Source organism: Schaedlerella sp. (assembly GCF_056796775.1).
The window spans coordinates 43,121-66,802 of sequence record NZ_JBQIKP010000024.1; the positions used below are offsets into that span (position 1 = coordinate 43,121).

Genomic DNA, 23,682 nt, shown 5'->3' on the forward strand with positions numbered 1-23,682 from the left:
CAGACCTTAATGCACCCATTTTATACTATATATTTCTCTCTATGTCTCTTTTATCTTACCCGCCGATCTGGCATTCGATCCCTGCTGTCTGCTCCGCAGCCGTGAGCAGCTCCCGCATTTTCTCGTTGGCCGGCGGCTTCACATCGCCCATCAGGTATTCTCTCCCAAGTCCGGCATATTTATCCTGCCCAAGTCTGTGATACGGCAGTAGATGGAGCCGCTTTACATTGCCGAGCGCTCTGGTATATGCGGCGATATCCCGGATCTCCTCCGGTGTGTCGTTAAAACCCGGAATCACCGGGACACGGATGCTCAGCTCTGTCATATGGGAAGCCGCGATCTTCTTTGCGTTTTCCAGCATCAGCTCATTGGACCTGCCGGTAAATTCCCTGTGCTTGTCCGGATTGCAGTGCTTGATATCCAGCAGATACTGATCCAGATAAGGAAGCACTCCTTCGATCACTTCCCACTTTGCGCAGCCCATACTCTCCATGGCCGTATTGATGCCGTTTTCCTTTGCCGCGCGCAGAAGCGCCGCCGCAAATTCCGGCTGGCAGAGACTTTCCCCGCCCGAGAGCGTCAGTCCTCCTCCGGTCCGGCGGTAATAGGGGCGGTCCTTCTCCACGGTCTCCATGACCTCGGCCACGGTCACATCTCTGCCGATGATCTTCGGCTCTCCCTGGACCATCATGGTCTGTATGGCATATTCCTGAGATTCCGGATTGCAGCACCAGCGGCAGCGAAGCACACATCCCTTCAAAAACACAATGGTACGGATTCCATTTCCATCATGGATCGAGTACCGCTGAATGTCAAAAATGCGGCCCTTTGTCTTCTTATAGTCTTCCATGGCGCTACCTCCTGCCCCGCTTACGCCTCATTTCCGAAGCCCTGCTCTGTCCGGCGGATGATATCATCCTGCAGCGACTTGGACAGCGTCGTAAACAATGCGCTGTAGCCTGCCACACGCACTACCAGGTGTTTGTACTGCTCCGGATGCTTCTGCGCGTCCAGAAGCGTCTCTCTGCTGACCACATTGAACTGCATATGACTGCCCTTCTGGTCGAAGTAGGAACGGATCAGGCCTACAAAGTTGTCAAGTCCTTTTCGCCCGCTCAGTGCAGACGGATGGAACTTCTGGTTGAACAGGGTTCCGTTGGAAGCAATATAATGATCCAGCTTGGATACCGAATTGGCCGCTGCCGTAGGACCGTTCACGTCCTTGCCCGCAGATGGCGATACCCCGTCTGCCACCGGCATATGTGCCAGTCTTCCGTCCGGTGTTGCCCCTGTCTGCGCGCCCAGCGGAACATTAGCCGATACCGGATACAGGCCGGCCTGGAAGATGCCTCCCCTTGGGTTCCTGTAATTCTCCAGCGGTCTCGTATAGGTATAAGCCACGTCCCTGGCAAATGTATCCACCTCCGCAATGTCATTACCGAACTTCGGAACCTGATCGATCAGCTTCTGAAGCCGTTCTCCGTTGGCCTTGACCTCCGGTGATTCAGATGCCGCGACCACGGTTTTCAGGATGGCTGCGATCTCCGCTTCTCCCACGGCCTGTCCGGCTGCCCTCATTTCATTGGCCACATTTGCCGTAACAGCCGCAATATCTTCGGCGTCAAGTCCTTTGCCGTAATTAGTCATCAGAGCGGTCTTTATTTCCTTCATAGTTACTTTCTGTTCGTCGTACACCAGCTTCTTCACGACATACAGGGAATCCGCCATATTGGCAACCCCGAAGCCCTGGGGACCAGTGAAATTGTAGACAGCGCCGCCTTCCTGCACGGTCTTGCCGCGGTTCATACAGTCGTCTATCATGGACGATAAGAACGGCAGCGGACAGCGCTCCGCATGAGCCATATCAATGGCATTGTCTGCGTTGACCAGCAGCTTGATGGCATAATCCATCTGCATCTTGTATGCATGATAAAATTCCTCGAAGGTCTTCATATCCTCGACATTGCCTGTCTGCGGTCCTACCTGTACCCCTTTATCCACGCCGTTGGTAAATACCAGCTCCAGCGGACGACACATATTGAAGAACGCGGCGTCATGCCATCCTTCGGTCTTGCCCGCCTTCTGGGGTTCCACACATCCGATGATGTTGTACTCCCGGGCATCCTGCAGCGTCAGTCCTCTGCTGACCAGGGACGGAATGATGACTTCATCGTTGTAATATGCCGGAAGCCCGATCCCGGTACGTGTCAGTTCCGCTGCCTTGACCAGAAATTCATGAGGCGAACCGTTCCACACACGGACTGATAAAGACGGCTGCGGAAGGAATACATGCATAGACGCCTGGATGCACATGAAGGACAAGTCATTGGTCACGTCAATGCCCTCCTTGTTCTGTCCTCCGGCGATCAGGTTCTGGAACAGGCTATAGCCTGCAAATCCTTCTGCCGATGCAGCGTCACGGCACTTGTTCAGGTCGTTCAGTTTCACCCAGATGCAGTCCATCAGTTCCTGAGCAAATTCACGTGTCAGCTTGCCGCTGTCCAGATCCTTCTTATAATAAGGATACATGTACTGGTCAAATCGTCCCGGCGAAATGGAGTGCCCGCTGGATTCGATCTGCAGAAGCTGCTGTACAAACCAGAATGACTGGCATGCCTCATAGAATCCGTTAGCCCCTTTCTCCGGCACATTGGCACAATTCTGCGCGATCCGGAGCAGTTCCAGTTTTCTTGCCCCGTCGGTGCATTTCTCCGCTTCTTCCAGCGCCAGCTTCGCATACCGTCTGGCATAGGTCACAGCCGCGTCGCAGCTGATGATGACTGCCTGCAGGAAACGGGACTTCCTCTGGTAGTCTCCGTCTGTCAGGCTTAAGGTAGCCATCTGTGCCTCCGCTTTCTGCCGGATTCCGGAAAATCCGATGGCGAGCACCTCCTCATACTTGACCGTCACATGCCCTACACCATTGTAGAAATAATTTCCCGGCGTGAACATGTTGTGTTCCATAGCGGTCAATGTCTCCGGTTCCATATAAGCCGTTGCCAGCTCACTGGTGGTCCTGCCCTTCCAGTAGGCATTCGCTTCCTTCAGTTCCCGCTTGGTCTGCTCCGATATGTAAAATGGATCGGCAGACCTGGTCTCTACCGTGTCAAACTCTGCTTCCAGCCATTCGTAAGAGAACTCCGGGTAGGTCTGACAGCCCCTTGGAGCGATGGTCGTGCTTCCCACGATCAGCTCCAGGTCACGGATGATGATCGGAATATTCTCCAAAATGTGCTGAAATGCCTTCGCGCGGCGGATGACCATGGGTTCATTTTCCGTCTGGCGGTATGACTCCGTGATCAGGACAGCTCTTGCCGACTCAATCTCCGGCAGCTTTGCGTACAAATGCTCAACCAGCTTTGGAATCCGGTCAGTCTTCGGGATATCCGTACTGTTATAAGTATATAATCCCATCTGCTTGTTACTCCTTTCTTATCTATAAATCACATTGCATCACAAGCCGAAAAAGGAATCTCCCCCCGACAGGCCCGCCGGAAAACGAACCCGTAAATGATACATTTTTATTATGTAATTCACAGATATATTTTAACCTTGTAGAGAGAAAATATGAGACTCCCCATCCAGTTAATTGCATTATACTCCTAAAACAGGTAAAAGTCAACAAAAACCAACACATTTTATTTGGTTTTTCATCTGATTCAAATAAATCTCAACATGTATTATATTTGGTTTTATGTGGTACTTCCTCTGATAATCCGATAAAAGCGCATCGGCATTTTACCTAATCCCAGCATAAAACCACGCTTTTCATTGGCAAACCTGCACAATTCAAGTCTTCGTAATACTTTTCTTTCGGGCTGCTGTAACAGTTGATGTCTGCTTATGCAGATATGAACTTTCTGATATGCTCCGCCACAATGTCCATGAGATTTGTACGCGCCTCCATGCTGGCCCATCCGATATGTGGAGTGATCAAAAGCCGTTCTTTTTCTTTCACCTTCAGCAGAGGGCTGTCTTCGGACATCGGCTCCCCGCAGAGAACATCCAGGCCTGCCGCCGCGATCCGGCCTTCATTCAATGCATCCGCAAGAGCCTCTTCTGCCACGATCTGTCCCCGGCCCAGATTTAAAAAGATGGCATGCGGCTGCATGGATGAAAAAGCTTTCCGGTCCATCAGCCCTTCCGTGTAGGGATTCAGCGGGGCATGAACCGACACGATATCCGAGGTTTCCAGCAAGGTCTCCAGATCCACCTGACGATATCCTTCCTGCGCCGGCGCACCGGATGCCGAATAGTAAATGACCTCTGCGCCGAACGCCCGGGCAATCTCGGCCACTCTTCTCCCGATCGCTCCCAGGCCAATGATTCCCCAGGTTTTTCCGGTAAGCTGGCGAAAGGTCTTTGCAAAGTGGGTAAACATGACATCATTAATGTAATGCCCCTCTTTCACATAATCGTCATAATACCGCAGGTGTTCCATAAGGTAGAAAAGCATGGCAAAGGTATGCTGGGCCACGGACTCCGTGGAATAGCCAGCCGCGTTCCTCCACTCGATCCCCCGCTCAGCCAGATAGTCTTTATCCAGGTTGTTAGTTCCTGTCGCCGTCACGCAGACCAGCTTCAGATTCCCGGCTGTATGGATAGTCTGTCTGTTTACAGGGACCTTATTCACGATTAAAATGTCTGCGTCCTTTACCCTTTCAGGCGCTTCCTCCGGCTGGGTGAAGTCATACTCCGCCACATCCCCCAGCTCGGAAAACCGGGAAAAATCCATGTCCTCGCCGATTGTTTTTTTGTCAAGAAATACAAGCTTCATAAATATCCTCCCACCGTCCATTATCTGTTGCGGAACATTTCCACGATATCAATCATTTCCTGAGATGGATTGGATATCACCGCAGACTGGAATACCCTGCACGGCGGGTTCTCCTTTACACTCTCCACTGCCGCTGCCACGGCCGATATACTGCCTCCCACAAAGACCAGCGCATGGCCGCCGCACTTCGTATCCTGTGTCACGTATTCCACATCTGCCGCTTTCAGCATCCGGTCTGTCACCAGAACCGCATTTGCCTCTCCAAGGACTTCTACCAGCCCATAAGCACCATATGACATATTATATCTCCTTTCTCCGGCCGTAAGGCCCAATCATGCTGCCTTCCGTATCTGAGAAATGGGGCAGCTTCCGTTTATTTATTGATGGTCATCCTGATCGCCGTTTCCGTTTCCTCCGAAGGAGCCGCAATGATCGTGTGGGAAACGATCTTGGACAGCGGTTCTGCCGTCCGAAGCGCGGCCTCCATTGCCGCATTCACATTGGAGACCGTCCCCCTCATTTTCACGCAGGCTCCTGCGGAGAGACGATTCCTCTCTACAGCCTGGATCTTTACGTCCGCCGCCTTTGCCGCCGCATCCAGCGCCACGAAGCATGCGCATTCGCTATCCAGCTCGAACACCCCGATCGCCATACCTGTGTACTGCTCTGCCATACTTTGTTACCTCCTTCTAAAAAACTGATCCGCCCGTTCCGAGATACCGGACTTTTCTGATTCTATTTCCTGATGGTTGCTGTTCACCTCTGACCGGACGCTCACAGTATCGCTCATGGCACTGTCCCTCCGGCGGGCTTCTTTCCAGTTTTTTGTAAACTTTGAATAATATTATACTATAGAACGTATTCATCTTGCAACAGAAATCACAATTGTGCCGATGACCTCTGCCATTTCAATCAATATTTATGCTTGAATATTTGCTGTATTTTGTGTTACTGTATTTATAAAATGATACCATTACAAATCTAATCATTTATTTGACAAAAGAAAGGAAGGATCCTCAATGTCTTCCATTATATTTGATATCCACACCCACACCATCGCCAGCGGGCATGGCTCCGCGGCGACAATCACGGACATGGCAAAGACTGCCTTCGTCCGCGGCTTAAAGCTCCTTGGAATCTCCGACCACGGCCCCGCCACTCCCGGCGGAGGAAAGCCCTCCTATTTCCGCAGCCTTGCCAATGCCCCAAGGATGCGGCTCGGAGTAGAGATGCTCTACGGCGCAGAGGTCAATATATTAGATGATCAGGGAACACTGGATCTGGAGGATGAGATCTTAGCCAGGCTGGACTATGTGATCGCCTGTATCCATAAACCGGTGAAGAAGCCCGGCACGATTGATGAGAACACGGCGGCTTATATCGCCGCCATGAAGAATCCCTATGTCCGTATCATCGGACATTGCGATGATGTGAAATATCCGGTGGATTATCCCGCCATTGTACAGGCAGCCATGGAAAACCGTGTCCTCCTGGAGATCAACAGCTGCTCTTTGAGTCCCGAAGGGTATCGGGGGGATACTCGGTTCAATGATCTGATGATTCTGAATCTGTGCAGACATTATGATTATCCCGTCATCCTGTCCAGCGACAGCCACGGGACGGAACATGTGGGAGATCTATCCTGCGCGCTGGAGCTTGCCAGGACGGCGGATCTGCCGGACAAGTTGATCATGAATTATTCCCTGCGGGATTTAAAATGTTTTTTGGCATAAAGAACTATTCCTGAGTAAAAAAACGAAATTGTCTTTAGCCAATTTCGTTTTTCAGGGAGAGAGAAAAGGCAAATTTACGGTCCAGAATTATCTGGTATTTTATCTGATCGACCATGCAGAAAAAGCTCTGATCATTATGCGTATTCTGCATGGCGCAAGGGAATACCGTGATTTATTATAATTTTTTCAGCTTGATTACTTAGATACTGAAACCTGCTGCCAGCAGGTTTTTTGTTTCTGTTCGCACCCTTTGGGTGCTCCAGTAACAGTATCCAGCCTATTTTAAGTCGCTTTCGGCGAGAGGCTGGATATTATGTCAAATGTTACTTTATTGGCCGGACACCGTGCAGCGAGGCGCACGACTCCGTGTGAACAGTAACGGTTTTTTCTTTTTTTAAACTATTTTTCTTTTTGAAGATTGACTTCTTTTTATTTTCCTGCTATAGTTCTATACGGTCAGAATGTTGAGAAATCAACATTCTAAATCATTCCTTAGAATGAGGTTCTTATGATTCAACGATTCGAAAAACTAGTTACCGGTATTACAAGAATTTATAAAAGCATCCAGAAGATCAAGAAAAACCAGATGAACATCCTGGGACTCAAGGGCACACATGTTATGTGTCTCCATTTTCTGAGCCGCTATCCGGAAGGTCTCACCGCCGCCAGACTGTCTCAGCTCTGCAATGAAGACAAGGCTGGAATTTCCCGCATACTGGCAGATCTGGAACAAAAAAGGCTGATCCGTTACAGAGATCAGGAAAGCAAGAAAAAGTACCGTGCCAAAGCAATGCTGACAGAAACCGGAAAGAATGAAGCACTGAAAATCAAGAAGCTGATTCTGCGGGCCGTAAAAGCCGGCGGAAAAGGTCTGGCGGAAAAGGAATTGGAAATCTTCTACCGCACTCTATTTACCATTGCGGAAAATCTCGAACAGGTTAGTCTCCAGATCAAGAATGAAAATATTTAAAATACTGTACCGTATTTTTTCATCCAGCGAAATTCTACCTATTTTCAGAGAATTTTTTAAGAAAGGACACCGATCAGCTATGAATTCACTCAGAAAACTCTATTGCAGAACATTTCAGACAGTATTGAAAATCTCCATTCCCTTCCTGCCTTATCGGAAGCCCAAGGTTGTGGGAAGCGTAAAGGCTCTCCCGGACCTGATCAAAAAGAAAAAACGCACTAATGTGTTGATCATCACGGATCCCAGCATTATGAAGCTTGGACTGACTAAGCGTCTGGAAAAGGCGCTCACAGAACATCACATCCCTTATACGATCTACGACGGGACCGTTGCGAATCCTACCACTGCGAATGTGGAAACAGCGGCGGCCCTGTATCTGGAAAAAGGCTGCGACGCCATCATCGGATTCGGCGGCGGTTCCAGTATAGACTGCGCAAAAGGCGTTGGAATCCGGATCGCCAAGCCGAAAAAGCCCCTCTCCAAGATGAAGGGTATCCTGAAGGTACATACCCGTCTGCCTCTGCTGATCGCGGTTCCCACCACTGCCGGAACCGGAAGCGAGACTACCCTGGCAGCCGTCATTACGGACGCAGTTTCCAGGCATAAATACGCCATCAATGATTTCCCTCTGATCCCGCGTTATGCGGTGCTTGACCCCAGGGTTACGATCAGCCTTCCAAAGGCCGTCACCTCCACCACCGGCATGGATGCGCTGACTCATGCGGTAGAAGCTTACATCGGCCGCTCCACCACTCGTGGGACAAAAAAGGATGCCCTTCTGGCGGTCCGGCTGATCTTTGAAAATATTGATACTGCCTACAACGAAGGAACCGACATCGCCGCGCGGCGCAATATGCTCCATGCTTCCTTTTATGCCGGATGCGCATTCACAAAATCTTACGTCGGATATGTGCACGCAGTCGCCCATTCCCTGGGTGGAGAATACAATATTCCCCATGGTCTTGCAAATGCCGTCCTGCTTCCGTTTGTGCTGGAAGCTTATGGAGAAAGCATTCATAAAAAGCTGTATCATCTGGCCCTGGCCGCAGGACTTGTGGAAAAGGGGACCTCATACACAGAAGCTGCCCGTATTTTCATTGAGGCCGTCAAGGATATGAAGAAACGGTTTTTGATCGGAGATACCATCAGGGAAATCAAAGAGGAGGATATCCCCAAGCTTGCCCGCTATGCGGACAAAGAGGCAAATCCCCTCTATCCCGTGCCGGTGCTGATGGACGCCGGAGAACTGGAGCAGTTTTACTATGCGGTCTCAGAGCAGTAAATCCGTTGTAAGGAACTGTAGGAAAATCACTGATGCGTCGCGCAATCTGCACAAGTTGTTTTCCTACAATTCCCAAGCGCACCGAAAAATCAGCTGATACAGCTTCCGGTAAATCGGATATTTTTTCAGCAAGCATTAGATAAAGAAGGGAGAACAGATGTCATGACAGATACAGAGATCAAAGAAATCGTACAGAAGCACCGTACTTATTTTTATACAGGCGCAACCCTGGATGTCCGCCGCAGGGTCCAGGCACTTATGAAATTGAAAAGATGCATTGAAAAATACGAGTCAAAGATCCACATCGCTCTCGAAAAGGATCTGGGAAAGAGCGCATTTGAAAGCTATATGTGTGAAACCGGCCTGGTACTCAGCGAGATCAGCTATATGCTCAAACACATCCACTCTTTTTCCAGGGAAAAAACTGTATGGACTCCTTTGGCGCAGTTTCATTCCAGAAGCTATAAAAAGCCGTCGCCCTATGGGGTGGTACTGATTATGAGTCCCTGGAATTACCCTTTCCTGCTGACTCTTGATCCCCTGGTGGATGCCATTGCCGCAGGAAATACGGCGGTGGTAAAGCCCAGCGCCTATTCCCCTCATACCAGTGAGATCATCCGTATGATCATCCGTGAATGCTTTGAAGAGCAGTATGTATCTGTCGTCACCGGCGGGCGCGCAGAAAACACCTGCCTTCTGAACGAACGTTTTGACTATATTTTCTTTACCGGAAGCCAGGCTGTAGGCAAGGAGGTCATGAGGCACGCGGCGGAGCGTCTCACCCCCGTCACTCTGGAGCTGGGCGGAAAAAGCCCCTGCATCGTGGATAAGACCGCCAACATCCGGCTGGCGGCAAAAAGGATCGTATTTGGGAAATATCTGAACTGCGGGCAGACCTGTGTCGCTCCTGATTATATATACTGCGACCGGGCCGTGAAGGACAGGCTGGTCAAGGAGATCCGGCGGCAGATTCAGAAGCAGTTCGGCAAGACTCCGCTCCATAATTTTGACTACGGAAAGATCATCAACGAGAAGCATTTTGACCGGATCTGCGGGCTTATTGATTCCGGCAAGGTGGTCTGCGGCGGAAAAGTAAACCGAGGGACCCTGCAGATCGAACCCACGGTCATGGACAATGTGACCTTTGCCGATCGAGTGATGCAGGAAGAGATCTTCGGCCCGGTCTTGCCCGTCCTCACCTATGACACGCAAGATGAGGTCATCCGCAATCTCAACACCCTTCCGCATCCGCTGGCGCTCTATGTCTTCACCAGGGATAAGACATTTGCCCGCAGGATCACATCCCGCTGCGGCTTCGGCGGCGGCTGCGTCAACGATACCATCATTCACCTTGCCACAAACGAGATGGGCTTCGGCGGCTTCGGGGAAAGCGGAATGGGGGCATATCACGGAAAAACCGGATTTGACACCTTCTCTCACTATAAAAGTATCGTAGATAAAAAGAACTGGCTTGATCTGCCCATGCGTTACCAGCCATATAAAAGGTTCCACGAAAAACTGGTGCGGTTCTTTTTGAAATAAGAAACTGTTCAGAATCATGCATAAAAAGATTTACACAAGTCAGATGTACAGATCCATTCTTTAACAGTTCCTAAGCATAGGATTCCTGACAAGAATACGGTACTCCGCAAAGAAGGGACTGTCGGAAAATCTGCCATTTCCCGGTAGCCCCTCTTTCTCTTCAGGATACGGGAAAATCCGTCCGCGGCGGCTTCTTCGTATCCTGTTTCACCTTCATATGGTTTCAAAAATGAATTGTTCAAAATACGCTTAAAATTTTATGCCACATCTTCCCTCAGCGTACTTTCATAACCGAGTTTCCTCAGACGTTCCTGAACAACCTCCGCATTTTTCAAATCCGTATTGGCCAGAAGTATGTACAACCTTTCCCCATTCATCAGGCCCATGTAGTCTGTCTGACGTATGTTGCAGGCTACCTGCGTGGAAACATCATCATAGCTTTCATAGCCCATATCGACCTCTACCAGCGCGCATTCCGTCAGTCCCTTCTCCTTCGCCTCCAGGAACGCATTGACCAGAATGGTAAATGCTTCCTCATTCAGCACATTGGTCCCTTCCATATAACGCTGCCTGCGGAACGTCGCCATATAGCGGCTTGCGCGCAGGATCGCGTTCTGGAGCAGCATCTCGATCACCGTCAGACGTTTTATCTCCTTCTGCGTCATTCGCTCAGACGGAATCCCCCAGAACATCAGGAATACACGAATCTCTTCGTGATCGTATACGGCGCTTGCCATGAGCGGGAACTCTTCCGCCATAGACATATTCATATAAATCTGGCCGTTCTTCAGCGTATCATACATTTCTCCCATTGCCGTATATTTTATAGAATTGCCCAGCCTCCGCGCCTCCTGAGAGGTAGCGGAGCACAATCTGGCGTAATCCCGGTTCGCCACGGTATAGATTGCCACGTCCTTTGTATCCATCAGCTCCGACAAAATCTGTGCCGCATAAAAAAGGACTTCCTCCGTCGTATATTTTTCCAGGCCGGAGACAATCTCATAGACCTCCTCCAGGCTGTCCTTACCATGTTCATGAGGTACACGAAAAGCCTGGTCCGCCGCCTCACCGCTGTCATTGAAAAGCTTCTTTAATTCCGCAATCTCCCTGGCTTTTTCCTCCAGGAGCGCTCTCTGCTCCTCAATCTCCTGCTGCATCTCATCAATCTTCTGCTGTACTGCATCCCTTTCCGTCTTCTGTGCTTCTTCCGGATTCAATCCCATCAACCTCCCATATTCCCGCATGCTGTATAAAACTACAGGACATGCATAAAACTCATTTTCAACACCATTATTTTGCACTTCTTTCCTGAAAATGTCAAGAGCTAGTACAGCATTGCGTATATAATGGTGAATAATATGCCTGATATTTTTGTCAGGACAAGGCGGAGGAAAGAGGCGATGCGGTGGCATCGTTGATTGACGACAACGCAGTGCTGGCAGAAATAGCAGGTGCGGTATTCACCGTTAATTACACAATGCTGTACTAGATGGGAATCCGTTTTTCCACCTCATCCAGTACCTTTTGAAGCAGGCACATACATTTCTGTTTTAATGGTTTCTCCATTAAGTTTCTTCATTTACGAAATAACTCTTGCATTGTCAATTTTTCCGTGTATAATGGGGCATACGGGTCTTCTGCGGGATTTGCGGGAGACCCGTATAATAGAATGTAAATGAAAGGAGTCAAACTATGAGAAATGAAAAAATCAGCTGGGTGAATTTCTTTCGGACAGCGCTTACCATCGCTCTGCCTATCGCGTTTCAGAATTTTTTATCCACCACGGCAAGCATGGTAGATACCATCATGATCGGCAGCCAGGGTGAGTTGTCCGTAGCTGCGGTTGGGATCTGTTCCCAAATTTCATCTTTATTCTTTTCCTGCTACTTCGGGTTTGCAAGCGGGGGACTGCTATTTTTCTCCCAGTATTGGGGCGCCCGCAATGAGAAGGGGATCAACCGTGTCTTTGGGCTTGCGCTGGTCTGTATGCTGGCTGTGTCCGTGCTCTTCGGCGGAGCCGCGGTCGCCAACCCGGAGTTTATACTGGAGATCTATACGGATAAGGCGAATATCATCGCCATCGGGGCTCCTTATATCCGAATCGTCGGCTTTGCCTATCCCCTGCAGGTCATCGCCATGATCATCAGCTTCCTGATGCGTTCTACTGAGCGCGTAAAGCCGCCTCTGATCAGTTCCATTCTTGCGCTGATCACCAACTTTATCCTGAACTGGATCCTGATCTACGGGCGTTTCGGCATGCCCAAGATGGGGGCAGCAGGCGCGGCAGTGGGGACTTTGGTATCAGGAATCGTAAATGTATTTGTGCTGTTCCTGTTTCTTGTAAGGGATAAAAAAACAGTTGTGCTGAGAATCAAAGATATGTTTTCCTGGAAGGATGGTTTTCTCAGGGAATACATGGGGAAATGTCTGCCAATCATCTGCAATGAATTATTTTACGGAATCGGACAGATGCTGATCAATATCGTCATCGGACATCAGTCCGAGTCAGCCATCGCAGCCATGGCTGCGTTCCGTGTGCTGGAAGGCTTTGTATTCGCCTTCTTTGCCGGCCTTGCGGACGCGTCCTCTGTGGTCGTGGGGAAGGAGGTCGGCTCCGGCCACCTTATGAGCGGTTATCAATATATGAAAAAATTCGCTCTGCTGTGTCCGGTGGTCACCTTCAGCATCTGCCTGATCGGCCTGCTGCTGAACGGGCCGCTCCTTTCGCTGTTCGGTCTTGGGGCGGAGGCGATGTTTTTCGGCAAATATATGATCCTTATCTATCTGGCGGCCGGAACGATACGTACCTGCAACTATATCATGAACAGCTGCTACCGCGCCGGAGGGGAAGCCGTATTCGGAACATTGCTGGAGATCATCTGCCTGTTTGCCGTAAGCGTTCCTGCAACATGGGCTGCCGGCATGATCTGGCATCTCCCGTTCCTTGCCGTATTCTCGTTCTTGTATACGGACGAGCTGATCCGGCTTGCCTTTGAATTGTGGTATACCAGGAGCGGAAAATGGATCAAGCCTGTGACCGAGATGGGCCGGGAGGCATTGCCGGGATTCCGGGCGGAGCTGGCAGCCAGGAAGGGACGTTCTTGAAGCAGGCTGTACCGTCTTGTTTCTCAACAACTGAGCCAATCGAGTAGGAAGTAGGTGATTAATTCACCTGCTATCCTGCTTGTTCAAGTCATAATAAGCTTTTGATATGCGATCGAATTGCTCTGATTCATCACAGTTCCGCCTCTCAAATACTATATAATCTAAAATGTAATTCATCACGTTCCCTCTCAATGTATTTGCTTAACTCTCAAAAGTTCTGCATATTTTAATAACCGTTTTCGTTGATATTCATTTTTGTATATTTCATTTATAATCTCTGCAATATCTCTTGATTCCAAGCGTACGATATCACAAACACTGCGTTCAATATCATAAATAGAGTAGCGGCCATATTCTGTTTCTATTTTTTTCAGACCAATCTCAAAATTATTTTTGGAGAAATAATGTCGCTTTACGGGAAAATTCATATTCAATACACTTCTGTCTGTTCTTTCTGTAGCTACTGATAAACAACCTGGCTCTGTTGCAATCGCTCCATGATAATAAAACGCACTATCCATACAAATAACAGCTCTTGGCGCACTAAGACATACTTCGATACATTTATAATCTAGCGGCTTATCATACCCTCTTCCGTTGATCCAGTAGACTCCATAACATATTTTTTCCAGATAACCGTCCTTTGTCAGAAATGCTATCTGACGATTTGAAAATCCTTCTTCAAGCAATTTCTGCGTCCTTACATAACCTTTATATTTTTTACAGATACTTTCTAATTTTATATATGTATTATCTCTCATGATTTATCTTCATCCTGTATTAATAAATTCATATCTTCTATTCGTTTGTCTTCTGTCAGAATTGTCATTTGATAAATCGCAATCTCATTCAGCTTTTCTATTCTTTCTTTTTGAGTTTTCCCTTCTTTTATCATAACAGAGTTTAAGCTTTCTAAATTTGTCAGGCAAATTAACTGTGCCCCGCTTGCATAATCTCTAATGTTCCCCTTTGATTTTGGATTCGCAAGTTCCCACTCTTTTGCGGTTGTTCCAAATAACGCTACATTTAGTATGTCCGCTTCAGATGCATAAATTCTGCTAATCATTTCTTTCGACAATTCTTTTGGAATTAAATTCTGTTTTATTGCATCTGTATGAATCCCATAATTAATCTTTGTTAAATTCCGTTTTATGTCCCAACCATATTGTTTCAATTCAAGTTCTTTTAACCGTTCAAATTCCTGAATTAAATATATTTTAAACTCAGGACTTATCCACATTCCAAATTCGAAGGCAATATCTTTGTAAGCAAATGTTCCACCATATCGTCCTGCATTTGCTTTCAAACCAATTGCATTAGTCTTCGCTACCCACTCTTTTACACTTATTTTGAATCGGTTAAGTCCTGCCTGGCTTTTAATTATGGCGAATTCGCCATAATTAAAAGTCGGATTATAAATCCTTTCCCAAATCCCCAAAAATTCCAGAGTATTTCTATTCCGAAGCCAATCTGAAATAAAAAAATCTCCATCTTTTGCTTCCTGTTTTATTAAATGAAATGCCTGCCCATACTCAGTCCGTCCGCTTTTGGAAACAGTCAGATTTGCCTGCGCAATCCAACGCAGAAGAGTTTCCCTTGTATCCACAGAAATACAGTCATCAATCCGACTGATATCCAGTTGATTGCCCTGGATATATTTCATAACCAGTTCTCTGTCTTCCTCAAGCTTTTTCAAATATTGGTTACGCTGTGCAAGTTTCTCCAACGCTTTACTTTCAAACCCAGATTTATGTATTCTTGGTTTATAAGTTCTTGTATGGGGCTTCAGTTCATATTCCGATGGCAGTTCATCAAACACGCTGCTGTTTATACTATCCGTAGAATGCGAACAGTTTACTTTAAAATACCGCACATGCTGTATTCCAAATATATGTGCCGAAAGTTTATGTGCCTCTTCCACATTTTTGCACTGTACAAACATCTGAATAAATTTCTTATAATCTTCCTTACGGCTGATTCCCCAATTTTGTATCTGTACGATTAAGGCGGCATTCTGTATAATTTTCCGTATAACATCGTCAGTAATATCCATTACTTTCTGACTTTCGCTTGGATGCTTATCCGTCGGAACAAACCAATCTGACAGGCTCTGCCATTTTCCGTAAATATTTTCTCTTATCGCATTCACTCTTAAATCCTGGATTTCCGAATCTGGATGTGGGATTGCCAGTTCACTGTCAATAACCCTCTCCAATACCCCGTCTACCATCTGTTGCGGCAAATTCTTAATTATATTTTCGATACGTATGGATTTATTCTGAAGCTGTTGCACAAACTCTTGTAAGTAAGAAATAAACCGATCCTTATGTACGACAAATTCAATGGATTTGAGCACCTTATCTGATTTACCTGAATAAAATTCTCTCAAATAATCCTGATAATTCCGGTTTAATCTCTTAAAATCTTCCTGTAGATTGCTCCACCACTCATTCACCACTTTCAGTTCCTGGCGGTCTATCTGTTCCATTTTATTCAAGGCATTTTCAATCCTCACAAAATAATTCATGGACAGATTACCACTGTCCATAAAAAGATTTTCAAGCTTTACCATCATTCTCTCTATCTCTACTGCATATTCTGACATCGTATAACGGTACTGCTTTTTTTATATTCCGCAATCGTATAAACCCTTTTCGGGTCTTGGAGCGGAGTAAGATTTTTCCATCCAACCAACGCCTCCAAATCTGCTTTCAACTGCTCCATATTATAATCTGAAAACTCAGGGTACTCCTTAAGCAACTCTAACACATCTTCCTTATATAATTGAAAGTGCATTTTTTCGTACTCTATAAAAAAAATCCGCATTATGCGCCTGTATTGCGGAGCATTACCGGCAGACAAGTATACGGTTTCCTGGATTGATTCCAAATATTTCAAATTGTAATCCCCCTCCATCCTCTCAAACGGACGCATCCGTATCACTTCATTCATCCTGTGTCCGCAAATTCAATCTTATAAGATATCTACATTCTTTCACGCTGTCTGAAACTCAGTAAACAACTCTGCTTCTTCAATGTTATCTTTGTTTAAATTTCAAACATATGAACAATATCACTTACACGGTTGTATACCTCAATAAAATCCGGTTTATTTTTTATGCCCTTCATTTTACCATATGCTTCTTCCAATTCAGAAAATCGTATTTTATATTCCTTAAAATCTCCAAGTACTCTGCCCGACTCTTTCCATATTCGATGCAATTCATCCGCATCAATTTTCATAATAAAAGACATCACATATATATCTAAAACATCTTTTGTTCTTCTACACACATTTCCACTTGAAATTGCATAAATTTTATCCGACAGCATTTTTGATAAGCTGGCTCCTTTAATAGCCACTCCATTCACATAAGAAATATATGATTTACAAAATCGGTTTTGTCTAATGCTCAAATCAATACTTGCAATCTTTTCTCCTCTCTCATTGCTAATTTTGAATCCTGCTGACTTCCTTTCCCCAAACACTCTGACGACTTGAATATTTAAAGAAGAATCCACTTTATTTACAGCATTTTGCAACGCTTTTTCTATTTCCTTCATTGTCGGTAATTCTCCGACCCAGTCTCCATCAATATCTCTGGTTGCCCGTTCTACCTTTGATGGATTGTTATTTTTAATTGCAAGATTAAGAACCATTGCTCCTTTGAAGACAATTGGTACACCTGCATTTCCCAGCTCTTCCATAACTCTATATAGAAAATCCATCAACTCCAAATATGTCACCTACTCTTCATAATATTCTATTGCCCACACTCTGTACTTTTCAAATCTTGATTGCAAACGCGCTGGTATCACTAGTCCTTCAAAACTTTCATTATTCTCTTCATAATAATTTGCCAGACTTTCTGTAATAATCTGTTCATCACCATTTTGTTCAAGAAGATCTATAATGGTCTGGCTTACTGTTGTACATTTCAACCCATTGCGTTCTTCATACTTAAGAGTCTCTAAAGAAGGCACCAAAGTCTGTTCAGTTCCTTCAATATTTTGTTTTTTATCAACAAAAATCTGCACTACAGATCTATATCCACCATTCGTTAATCCCAAAAAGTCTGCCGCTGTATCAAATGCCAGTACGCATCTCACATTAGCTAATAACCTTCTCAACTGGTCATTATACGTTATAACAGCCATTCTCGATACCTCCCTAATGGTTTTAGTATATCATTATTTTATAAAACTGAGAAGAATATGTTTTCATTTTCTTAATTTCAATAAAATTTTTCAAACCGGCAGACTATCCCTCACACAAAGCGCCCCATACCCCACCTGCGGATTGGGATACACATCAAACCCCGGCAGCGCCCTTGCCCCTCTCCTAAGATAAGCCTTCACCTTCTCCCCATACAGATAAGGATCATTCTCGTTCACGATCCCCCACTCCATCAGCAGCGCCACACCCCCTGTCACAAACGGCGTCGCAAACGAGGTCCCCGTCACCGGAGCATATCCGCCCCCTGCCGCCGCAGTCATCACGTTGACTCCAGGAGCCGCCAGGTCCGGCTTAAATGCCGTCATATTTTCATACCCCGCCGCATACTCCGTCCGGGCGCCCCTTCCGGAAAAGTCCGCATACGTAAAGTTCAGGGCATCATATGCCCCCACCGTCACAACTCTGGACGCAGTGGACGGAATCGTAAGCGTAGCCCCGCTTTCCGGATATAAAAATGCCGTTCCTATATTCAGCACTCCCTGGCTCGGAAGCCACATCTCATATTCTCCATTCACAATCTTCCTGGGCGTCAGTATGATCCTCCAGACTCCGCTGTCGATATAGGACTGCCTGGGAAGAAAATCTATGAAGATCTCCTGCCGCACACTATAAGGGCTGGGCTCTCCATAGTATAGAAGGATCTCCGTATTTCCCAGCACAAATCTCTGGGAGCCTAATATCTCCTGAATCGGTCCCACGCGGACACCGGAAGGGCTGACCAGGGAAATATCCACCTGATCCACATAAGACTTCCAGATCTGCACATTCAGCGCAGGTTCATTGCTCTGCACTCCAAGCTGCACCTCTTCCTCCTGGTTCTCACGCATCCGCCCTGCCGTATGCCCGGCGCTGGTCCCCTCATTTCCGGTGCCGACGCAGAACACACTCTTCCAGTAATTCGAAATATCATCCAGGAAATGTTCCACTAATGATGAGCCGTCGTGCGCCCCATAGGTATTTCCAAAGCTGATATTCACCGCCACCGGCATCCGCAGCTCCAGAGCTTTCTTGATCACATAATCAACTCCCTGCATCAGTTCTGTCGTTCTGGGAAATCCATCCGCCCGGGGGCTGCCCATCTTGACGATCAGCAGTTCGCTTTCCGGAGCCACGCCGGCATATTGTTCCGCCACGGCTGAGCTGTCGGAACGATAGCTGATTCCCGCATTGCTTCCTGCATCCTCCGGCATATCCGGCAGCCCCCCGTTTTCCCCATTGCGGGCATTTCCTGATGCCATATACTGCCGTCCATTCCCGGCCGCAATCCCGGCCACCGCCGTACCATGTCCGGAGGAATCCCGGCTTGGCACGATCCGGTTTCTCTCCTGCAGGCTTTCCGCCGATAATGCCTCATTGATCTGTTCCTGTGTATATTCCGTTCCTATCGCATACCCCTCGGGAGGGCTCCCGGCAATCGACTGGTCCCATAATGCACGGATCCTCGTCGTACCGTCCGGATTGCGGAAATCCCACAGGCTGTAATCAATTCCGCTGTCTACGATCGCTACGAGAACGCCTTTTCCCCTTAAGGAAAAAGGAGCCTGCCGAACCGGATTGACACAGGAAACTCTTTTTCCGTTTGCCACCTGGAAAAATAACCGCTTCGGCTTTTCGATATACTCGACCTCCGGAATCCTGACCAGCTCAGGGATCTGGGATTCCCGTATCACAATGACCGCATATTCATTGGCCATCTCCGTTACAGACTCCGCAATCAGACGAACTTCATTCAAATTGCCGGAATATTTGATGATCAGATCCCACTCCCGGTCAATCGGGTCATATCCCACATCCAGCTCCAGTGATTTCCGCCGTTCCTCCTCCGAAGCATCCAGAGCAAGATTTAACTGATTATCTGCTTTCTGACTATCCATAAATGCACCGCCGCTTTTCACACACTCTCCTTTACAATATGCCGGATTTATACAAAATGCGAATCCATATCCTCCGATCTTCTGAAATCCCTCCGCATACTGAAAAACGAAGCTGTCGGGAAATGGCTGGGACCGATTAGGCATCACAGCAAGAGATTTTACAAAAATGCCATTTCCCGACGGCCTCATCCGTCCTTTACCAATGTGAAAACAACACTCCCGCAAGCGGTGACAATACGATCATGATCATCGAAAAGGTAAATGATTCCATAGAAATCAAGGTTGCCCTCTGCTCTGACGGAAACATATCCTGCAGAATCGTATTGGTTCTGACCTGAAGCGCGTCATCGCTGAGCGCGGCGGCAAAGCCTCCTGCGGTCATAAGCAGATACCTTCCGGAATGCTCCGCCAGTACACCGCAAAGCACAAGTGACGCAGTTATCGCAAATACGCTTCGATACCGCAGCTTCTTACATCTGAGTATGAGTCTCGCGCCGAGTATGCCGCCCAGCTGCATGAAAAACAGTGTGAAGCCAAGCACATGCCCCGGCATACCGGCCTTGGGCAGCTTTGCCTGAAGAAAAAATAACAGCAAAACATCAACCGCCCCGACCATCGAATTGCAGAACATGAGAAGCACGGCACGCTTTGCCTTTTTCATAAAGCCAAGGCTCATGAGAAAACAGGACACAAGCTCACTCCTGATGGCAAATAGAGCGGTTCGGAATTTCCGGCTCCTCATGGCAGAGCCCGGCTGCGGACTCCTCCCATTTTTCTCATGTTCGCAGCATCGAACCTCGCTTAAGGAACGGAGTACCCACATTTGCGCAATCCCGATCAGCAGATCCGCCCCATATGCCGCCTGATATCCGATAAAAAGCGCGAAGCCGGCACATAGCGTAGAGATTCCGCCGCAAAGCCGATATAAGATCAGCTGATCTGACGCATACTTTTCATAGCGATCTTCCTGTTCCTCTGATTTCAGCGAATCGTAAGCCAGCGCCTCCCCTGACCCTGACGAAAAATTATAGCTTGCTGCCTGGAACATCATGGATATACATATCATCCATAAATTGCCGGAAACTATCATCATGATATTACCGGTCATCCTCATCATGCTGCTGACGATCAGCATATTTTTTCTTCCGAATACATCGGCAAGGACACCTGACGGAATTTCCAATATCAAACTGGTGATATGAAATACAGTTTCCGCAAAGCCTATTTCAACCAATGTATAACCCCGTGCCGCAAGAATCGCCACCCACGCGCCTGTCAGGGACAGACTGCCGAGTACAGTCGATAGATACAATCTCGTTATTTGTTTTTGTATATTCTGCATAAAAAAATCTCCTTAACTGTAATTTTAGAATCGTTAAGGAGATAATGTGCCTGTTATAAATCCGATGAATGAAAAACAGAAGCTGTCAAAAATCCTGCTTATAGATTCCTGTTCTTCTGCAAATCTTCCTGAAAAAAGGCGCACTATCCCCGCAAAGCAGTAAAATGTTACCTTTTTTCAGTTGCAGATTTGTCATTTTCCAGAACATAAAATCCAGCCTCTCTTTTCCTATCTGTGTTAAATGATAGCACAAATGCCGCGGTTTGCCAAGATGCAAAATGATCCTCCGCATAACGAAAATGAGCGAAACCGCATTCATTTCTTTCCGATAAAATGCAGACTGCACACCAAAAGCAGCGGCAATCTGCAAAAAATATACTAATTCTTCCCTTTATATGGAGCAAGCTCATAAGGCAGGAAATACCCCTGCTCATGGTGGCAGGACGGGCAGGATGAAGGAGCCTGCTTTCCTTCGAAAATGTATCCGCAGTTTGTGCAGATCCATTTCCCGGTATTTTCACTGGCAAAATATTCGTTCTTTTCCAGCATCTCGGCCACCTGCGCAAAACGGAGCTGGTGAGTCCGTTCTACTTCCGCGATCAGAGAAAAAGCAGATGCGGCTTCCAGGAAGCCTTCTTCCTTGGCAACCCTGGCAAATTCCTGGTATACGTCGTCCGCCTCTTCCTTTTCATTGTGCTCCGCGGCCCGGATCAGCTGTGCAAGGTCTTCCTGCTGGTCCACCGGATATCCTCCGTCAATAAAGATCGTCTCTCCCGACAGGCTTTTCAGCAGTTCATAATACCGCTCCGCATGGGCGCGTTCCTGCTCTGCCGTGTACTCAAAAATATCCGCGATCGAATACATTTTCATCTGCCGCGCTTTTTCCGCGCCTAACGTATAACGGTTTCTTGCCTGGCTCTCCCCGGCAAATGCCCGCATCAGATTTTCTTTTGTCTTGCTTTCCTTAAAATGAACAGCCATAGAACAAACTCCCTTTCTTTTTCTATCTTTCGATAAGTAGTCTGTCCCATGGCTGGAAAAATATACTTCAAAATCCAATATTTTCTATCATTCGGCGGGACTCCGCCGTTTTGCATTTCAAAATCCGGCCCGCAGAAGCCGCAAAAGGCATCAATTGAATCCGATCAGCCTTCTTGCGACGCTGTACGCCATGGAAGATACCTTTCTCCCGGACCTTCCCGGCAGATTCATGGTCTGTCCCAGGATACCATAGCGGATCTTCAGGAAAATCTTATAATCCATCTGCCGCAGATATTTCCACAATTCTTTTTTCTTCTGAAGGTTCTCCGCATTTTTAGAGCGGATACATAATATGGAAGATACCGTCATCATGATCGCCAGATAATTGATCATATATTTCCTGAGCTTCTTGCTCCCGATCAGGCGCAGGTCGTACATGGATATCATGCTCTTTGTCACATAGATCTGCTGGTCCACACGGCTGATCATGATCTTCTCATTCACAGACTGGTCTTCCCTGCCGATAAAATACCGGTAAAAATCCACGTCCAGATAACACAGCAGGCGCACATGGGGGAGCGGATAGTAGACATAAATGTTGTCTACATAAAACGTATGCTTCGGCAGCTTTAACTGACAGAGCTTGAGCATCTCTGTACGATACATGACCGAATGCATGAGGATATACTGATCCAGATGGAAGCTGCCGATATCGTCCCACCGGAAGATCTCGTTCTGCGGAAGGACATTCCGGTAATGGATGATCTTCTTGTGTTCCATCCCTGCTTTTTCATAGACATAATTGGATACGATCATGTCCACCTCAGACCCTTCCCGGACAAATCCCCTGATCACCTCCAGAAGCTTCATCAGGGAATCCTCGTCTACCCAGTCGTCGCTGTCCACGACCTTGAAATATTTTCCGGAAGCATGGGACAGTCCGGAATTCACCGCGTCCCCATGTCCGCCGTTCTCCTTATTGATCACTTTCACAATAGACGGAAACCGTTCCGCATACTGCTTCCCGATCTTCTTCGTCTTATCTGTAGAACCGTCATTCACGATCAGGATCTCCACGTCCTCACCTGCCGGCAGGATAGAATTGATCGCTTTTTCCATATACGCTTCCGAATTATAGCATGGAATCGCAAACGTGATATACTTCATTTTTTAATGTTCTCCCTTCACTCTCCGCTTTCCTGTCATTTCCTCCACCACAAGCTTCATCGCCGTCGTTCTCGGAACCGCCTTTGTGTGAAAATCAAAATGCGTTTCGTGGTAGTGGTCTGTCATGATGGTCAATGCTTCCATCTTCTCTTCTTCAGATACGATCTCTACTTTTCCTCTTCCGATCACGCTCTCATACTCCATCGTGCAATACCCCTTCTCTTCTGAGGAAACCAGCCTGTGCGAACAGTCCATCTCAAAGGAGGCACGGCTGTCCTTCTTGATCAGCTCGTATTTTTTTCCTTTCTCCGCTCCATGAAAGTACAGCGTCACTTTTCCCTCCTGCACCTTCACTCCGAAATTCAAAGGCAGTATATACGGATATCCCTCGTCATTCAGCGCAAGCCTGCACACATCGCATTGTTTCATGATCCTGATCATTTCATTCACATCTTTTACTTCTCTGTCAGCTCTTCTCACTTGTATGGCCCTCTTTCCTATTTTTAGATCCTTCATGCTGTTTTCCAAAATAGCATGGTAAAACAGAGATGTCAAGGCTTTGCCGGCTGTTTTTCAGAATAAACGCACGAACAGTAAGACGGACTTATTTGCCCATTTATTTGGCCAGTTCGTCAATTGCATCCAACATATCATTATCGTATAATACTTTCAG

Annotated in this window: 21 protein-coding genes and 1 pseudogene; 6 read left to right on the top strand and 16 right to left on the bottom strand. The window is 47.2% G+C overall.

Going from position 1 to position 23,682, the window contains the following annotated elements:
* Positions 1-55: 55 nt before the first annotated feature.
* From ACTOY7_RS12090 to ACTOY7_RS12110, 5 genes are all read right to left on the bottom strand, one after another.
* Entirely contained in the window at positions 56-850 is a 795-nt protein-coding gene (locus tag ACTOY7_RS12090) for a glycyl-radical enzyme activating protein (RefSeq protein ID WP_160281729.1), read from the bottom strand.
* A gap of 20 nt (positions 851-870) precedes the next feature.
* The gene (locus tag ACTOY7_RS12095; protein WP_482670634.1) at positions 871-3,414 is read right to left on the bottom strand and encodes a glycyl radical protein; all 2,544 of its coding nucleotides are present in this window, start codon (positions 3,412-3,414) and stop codon (positions 871-873) included.
* A gap of 427 nt (positions 3,415-3,841) precedes the next feature.
* A complete protein-coding gene (locus ACTOY7_RS12100; RefSeq protein WP_482670633.1) occupies positions 3,842-4,777 on the bottom strand; it encodes a D-2-hydroxyacid dehydrogenase in 936 nt (311 codons plus the stop codon).
* A 20-nt stretch (positions 4,778-4,797) separates the two neighbouring features.
* On the bottom strand, positions 4,798-5,076 hold the full coding sequence (locus tag ACTOY7_RS12105; RefSeq protein ID WP_160281726.1) for a BMC domain-containing protein: 279 nt from the start codon (positions 5,074-5,076) through the stop codon (positions 4,798-4,800).
* Positions 5,077-5,150: 74 nt separating this feature from the next.
* Positions 5,151-5,450, bottom strand: a complete 300-nt coding sequence (locus ACTOY7_RS12110; protein ID WP_394683468.1) for a BMC-T shell protein — start codon at positions 5,448-5,450, stop codon at positions 5,151-5,153.
* Positions 5,451-5,796: 346 nt separating this feature from the next.
* On the opposite strand from ACTOY7_RS12110, the gene ACTOY7_RS12115 reads away from it, so the two are divergent.
* The 5 genes from ACTOY7_RS12115 (at position 5,797) to ACTOY7_RS12135 (ending at position 10,304) form a co-directional block, all read left to right on the top strand.
* A complete protein-coding gene (locus ACTOY7_RS12115; RefSeq protein WP_482670632.1) occupies positions 5,797-6,510 on the top strand; it encodes a phosphatase in 714 nt (237 codons plus the stop codon).
* A 28-nt stretch (positions 6,511-6,538) separates the two neighbouring features.
* Positions 6,539-6,691 (top strand): type II toxin-antitoxin system RelE/ParE family toxin, encoded by a 153-nt coding sequence (locus ACTOY7_RS12120; RefSeq protein WP_482670631.1) that lies wholly within the window; start codon positions 6,539-6,541, stop codon positions 6,689-6,691.
* A gap of 327 nt (positions 6,692-7,018) precedes the next feature.
* The gene (locus ACTOY7_RS12125; protein ID WP_482670630.1) at positions 7,019-7,480 is read left to right on the top strand and encodes a MarR family winged helix-turn-helix transcriptional regulator; all 462 of its coding nucleotides are present in this window, start codon (positions 7,019-7,021) and stop codon (positions 7,478-7,480) included.
* Between the two features lie 79 nt (positions 7,481-7,559).
* Positions 7,560-8,762, top strand: a complete 1,203-nt coding sequence (locus ACTOY7_RS12130; RefSeq protein ID WP_482670629.1) for an iron-containing alcohol dehydrogenase — start codon at positions 7,560-7,562, stop codon at positions 8,760-8,762.
* 162 nt (positions 8,763-8,924) lie between these two features.
* Entirely contained in the window at positions 8,925-10,304 is a 1,380-nt protein-coding gene (locus ACTOY7_RS12135; protein ID WP_482670628.1) for an aldehyde dehydrogenase, read from the top strand.
* Between the two features lie 257 nt (positions 10,305-10,561).
* Here the strand turns inward: ACTOY7_RS12135 and ACTOY7_RS12140 are convergent, their stop codons facing one another.
* Entirely contained in the window at positions 10,562-11,527 is a 966-nt protein-coding gene (locus ACTOY7_RS12140) for a hypothetical protein (RefSeq protein ID WP_300886320.1), read from the bottom strand.
* Positions 11,528-11,996: 469 nt separating this feature from the next.
* Here ACTOY7_RS12140 and ACTOY7_RS12145 point away from each other — a divergent pair, with 469 nt between their 5' ends.
* Positions 11,997-13,409 carry an MATE family efflux transporter gene (locus ACTOY7_RS12145; RefSeq protein ID WP_300886318.1) on the top strand — a complete coding sequence of 471 codons (1,413 nt, stop codon included), beginning with the start codon at positions 11,997-11,999 and terminating at the stop codon, positions 13,407-13,409.
* Positions 13,410-13,597: 188 nt separating this feature from the next.
* Here the strand turns inward: ACTOY7_RS12145 and ACTOY7_RS12150 are convergent, their stop codons facing one another.
* From ACTOY7_RS12150 to ACTOY7_RS12195, 10 genes and pseudogenes are all read right to left on the bottom strand, one after another.
* Positions 13,598-14,170, bottom strand: coding sequence for a type IV toxin-antitoxin system AbiEi family antitoxin domain-containing protein (locus tag ACTOY7_RS12150; protein ID WP_482670627.1), 573 nt, complete (start codon positions 14,168-14,170; stop codon positions 13,598-13,600).
* Positions 14,167-14,994 carry a KilA-N domain-containing protein gene (locus tag ACTOY7_RS12155; RefSeq protein WP_482672191.1) on the bottom strand — a complete coding sequence of 276 codons (828 nt, stop codon included), beginning with the start codon at positions 14,992-14,994 and terminating at the stop codon, positions 14,167-14,169. The genes ACTOY7_RS12150 and ACTOY7_RS12155 overlap by 4 nt, the downstream gene beginning before the upstream one ends.
* Positions 14,977-16,361, bottom strand: a pseudogene (locus tag ACTOY7_RS12160) (TIGR02677 family protein); the annotation flags it as partial. The gene ACTOY7_RS12155 and the pseudogene ACTOY7_RS12160, both read right to left, overlap by 18 nt.
* 95 nt (positions 16,362-16,456) lie before the next feature.
* Entirely contained in the window at positions 16,457-17,137 is a 681-nt protein-coding gene (locus ACTOY7_RS12165; protein WP_300886195.1) for a nucleotidyl transferase AbiEii/AbiGii toxin family protein, read from the bottom strand.
* A gap of 18 nt (positions 17,138-17,155) precedes the next feature.
* The gene (locus ACTOY7_RS12170; protein ID WP_160283022.1) at positions 17,156-17,566 is read right to left on the bottom strand and encodes a hypothetical protein; all 411 of its coding nucleotides are present in this window, start codon (positions 17,564-17,566) and stop codon (positions 17,156-17,158) included.
* A 90-nt stretch (positions 17,567-17,656) separates the two neighbouring features.
* Positions 17,657-19,519, bottom strand: coding sequence for a S8 family peptidase (locus ACTOY7_RS12175; RefSeq protein WP_300886192.1), 1,863 nt, complete (start codon positions 19,517-19,519; stop codon positions 17,657-17,659).
* A gap of 196 nt (positions 19,520-19,715) precedes the next feature.
* On the bottom strand, positions 19,716-20,861 hold the full coding sequence (locus tag ACTOY7_RS12180) for an MFS transporter (RefSeq protein ID WP_300886190.1): 1,146 nt from the start codon (positions 20,859-20,861) through the stop codon (positions 19,716-19,718).
* Positions 20,862-21,239: 378 nt separating this feature from the next.
* The gene (gene rbr / locus ACTOY7_RS12185; RefSeq protein ID WP_160283025.1) at positions 21,240-21,842 is read right to left on the bottom strand and encodes a rubrerythrin; all 603 of its coding nucleotides are present in this window, start codon (positions 21,840-21,842) and stop codon (positions 21,240-21,242) included.
* A gap of 150 nt (positions 21,843-21,992) precedes the next feature.
* Positions 21,993-23,009, bottom strand: a complete 1,017-nt coding sequence (locus ACTOY7_RS12190; RefSeq protein ID WP_160283026.1) for a glycosyltransferase family 2 protein — start codon at positions 23,007-23,009, stop codon at positions 21,993-21,995.
* Positions 23,010-23,012: 3 nt separating this feature from the next.
* Complete coding sequence (locus ACTOY7_RS12195; RefSeq protein ID WP_160283027.1) at positions 23,013-23,489, bottom strand: pyridoxamine 5'-phosphate oxidase family protein; 477 nt, start codon at positions 23,487-23,489, stop codon at positions 23,013-23,015.
* Positions 23,490-23,682 lie beyond the last annotated feature (193 nt).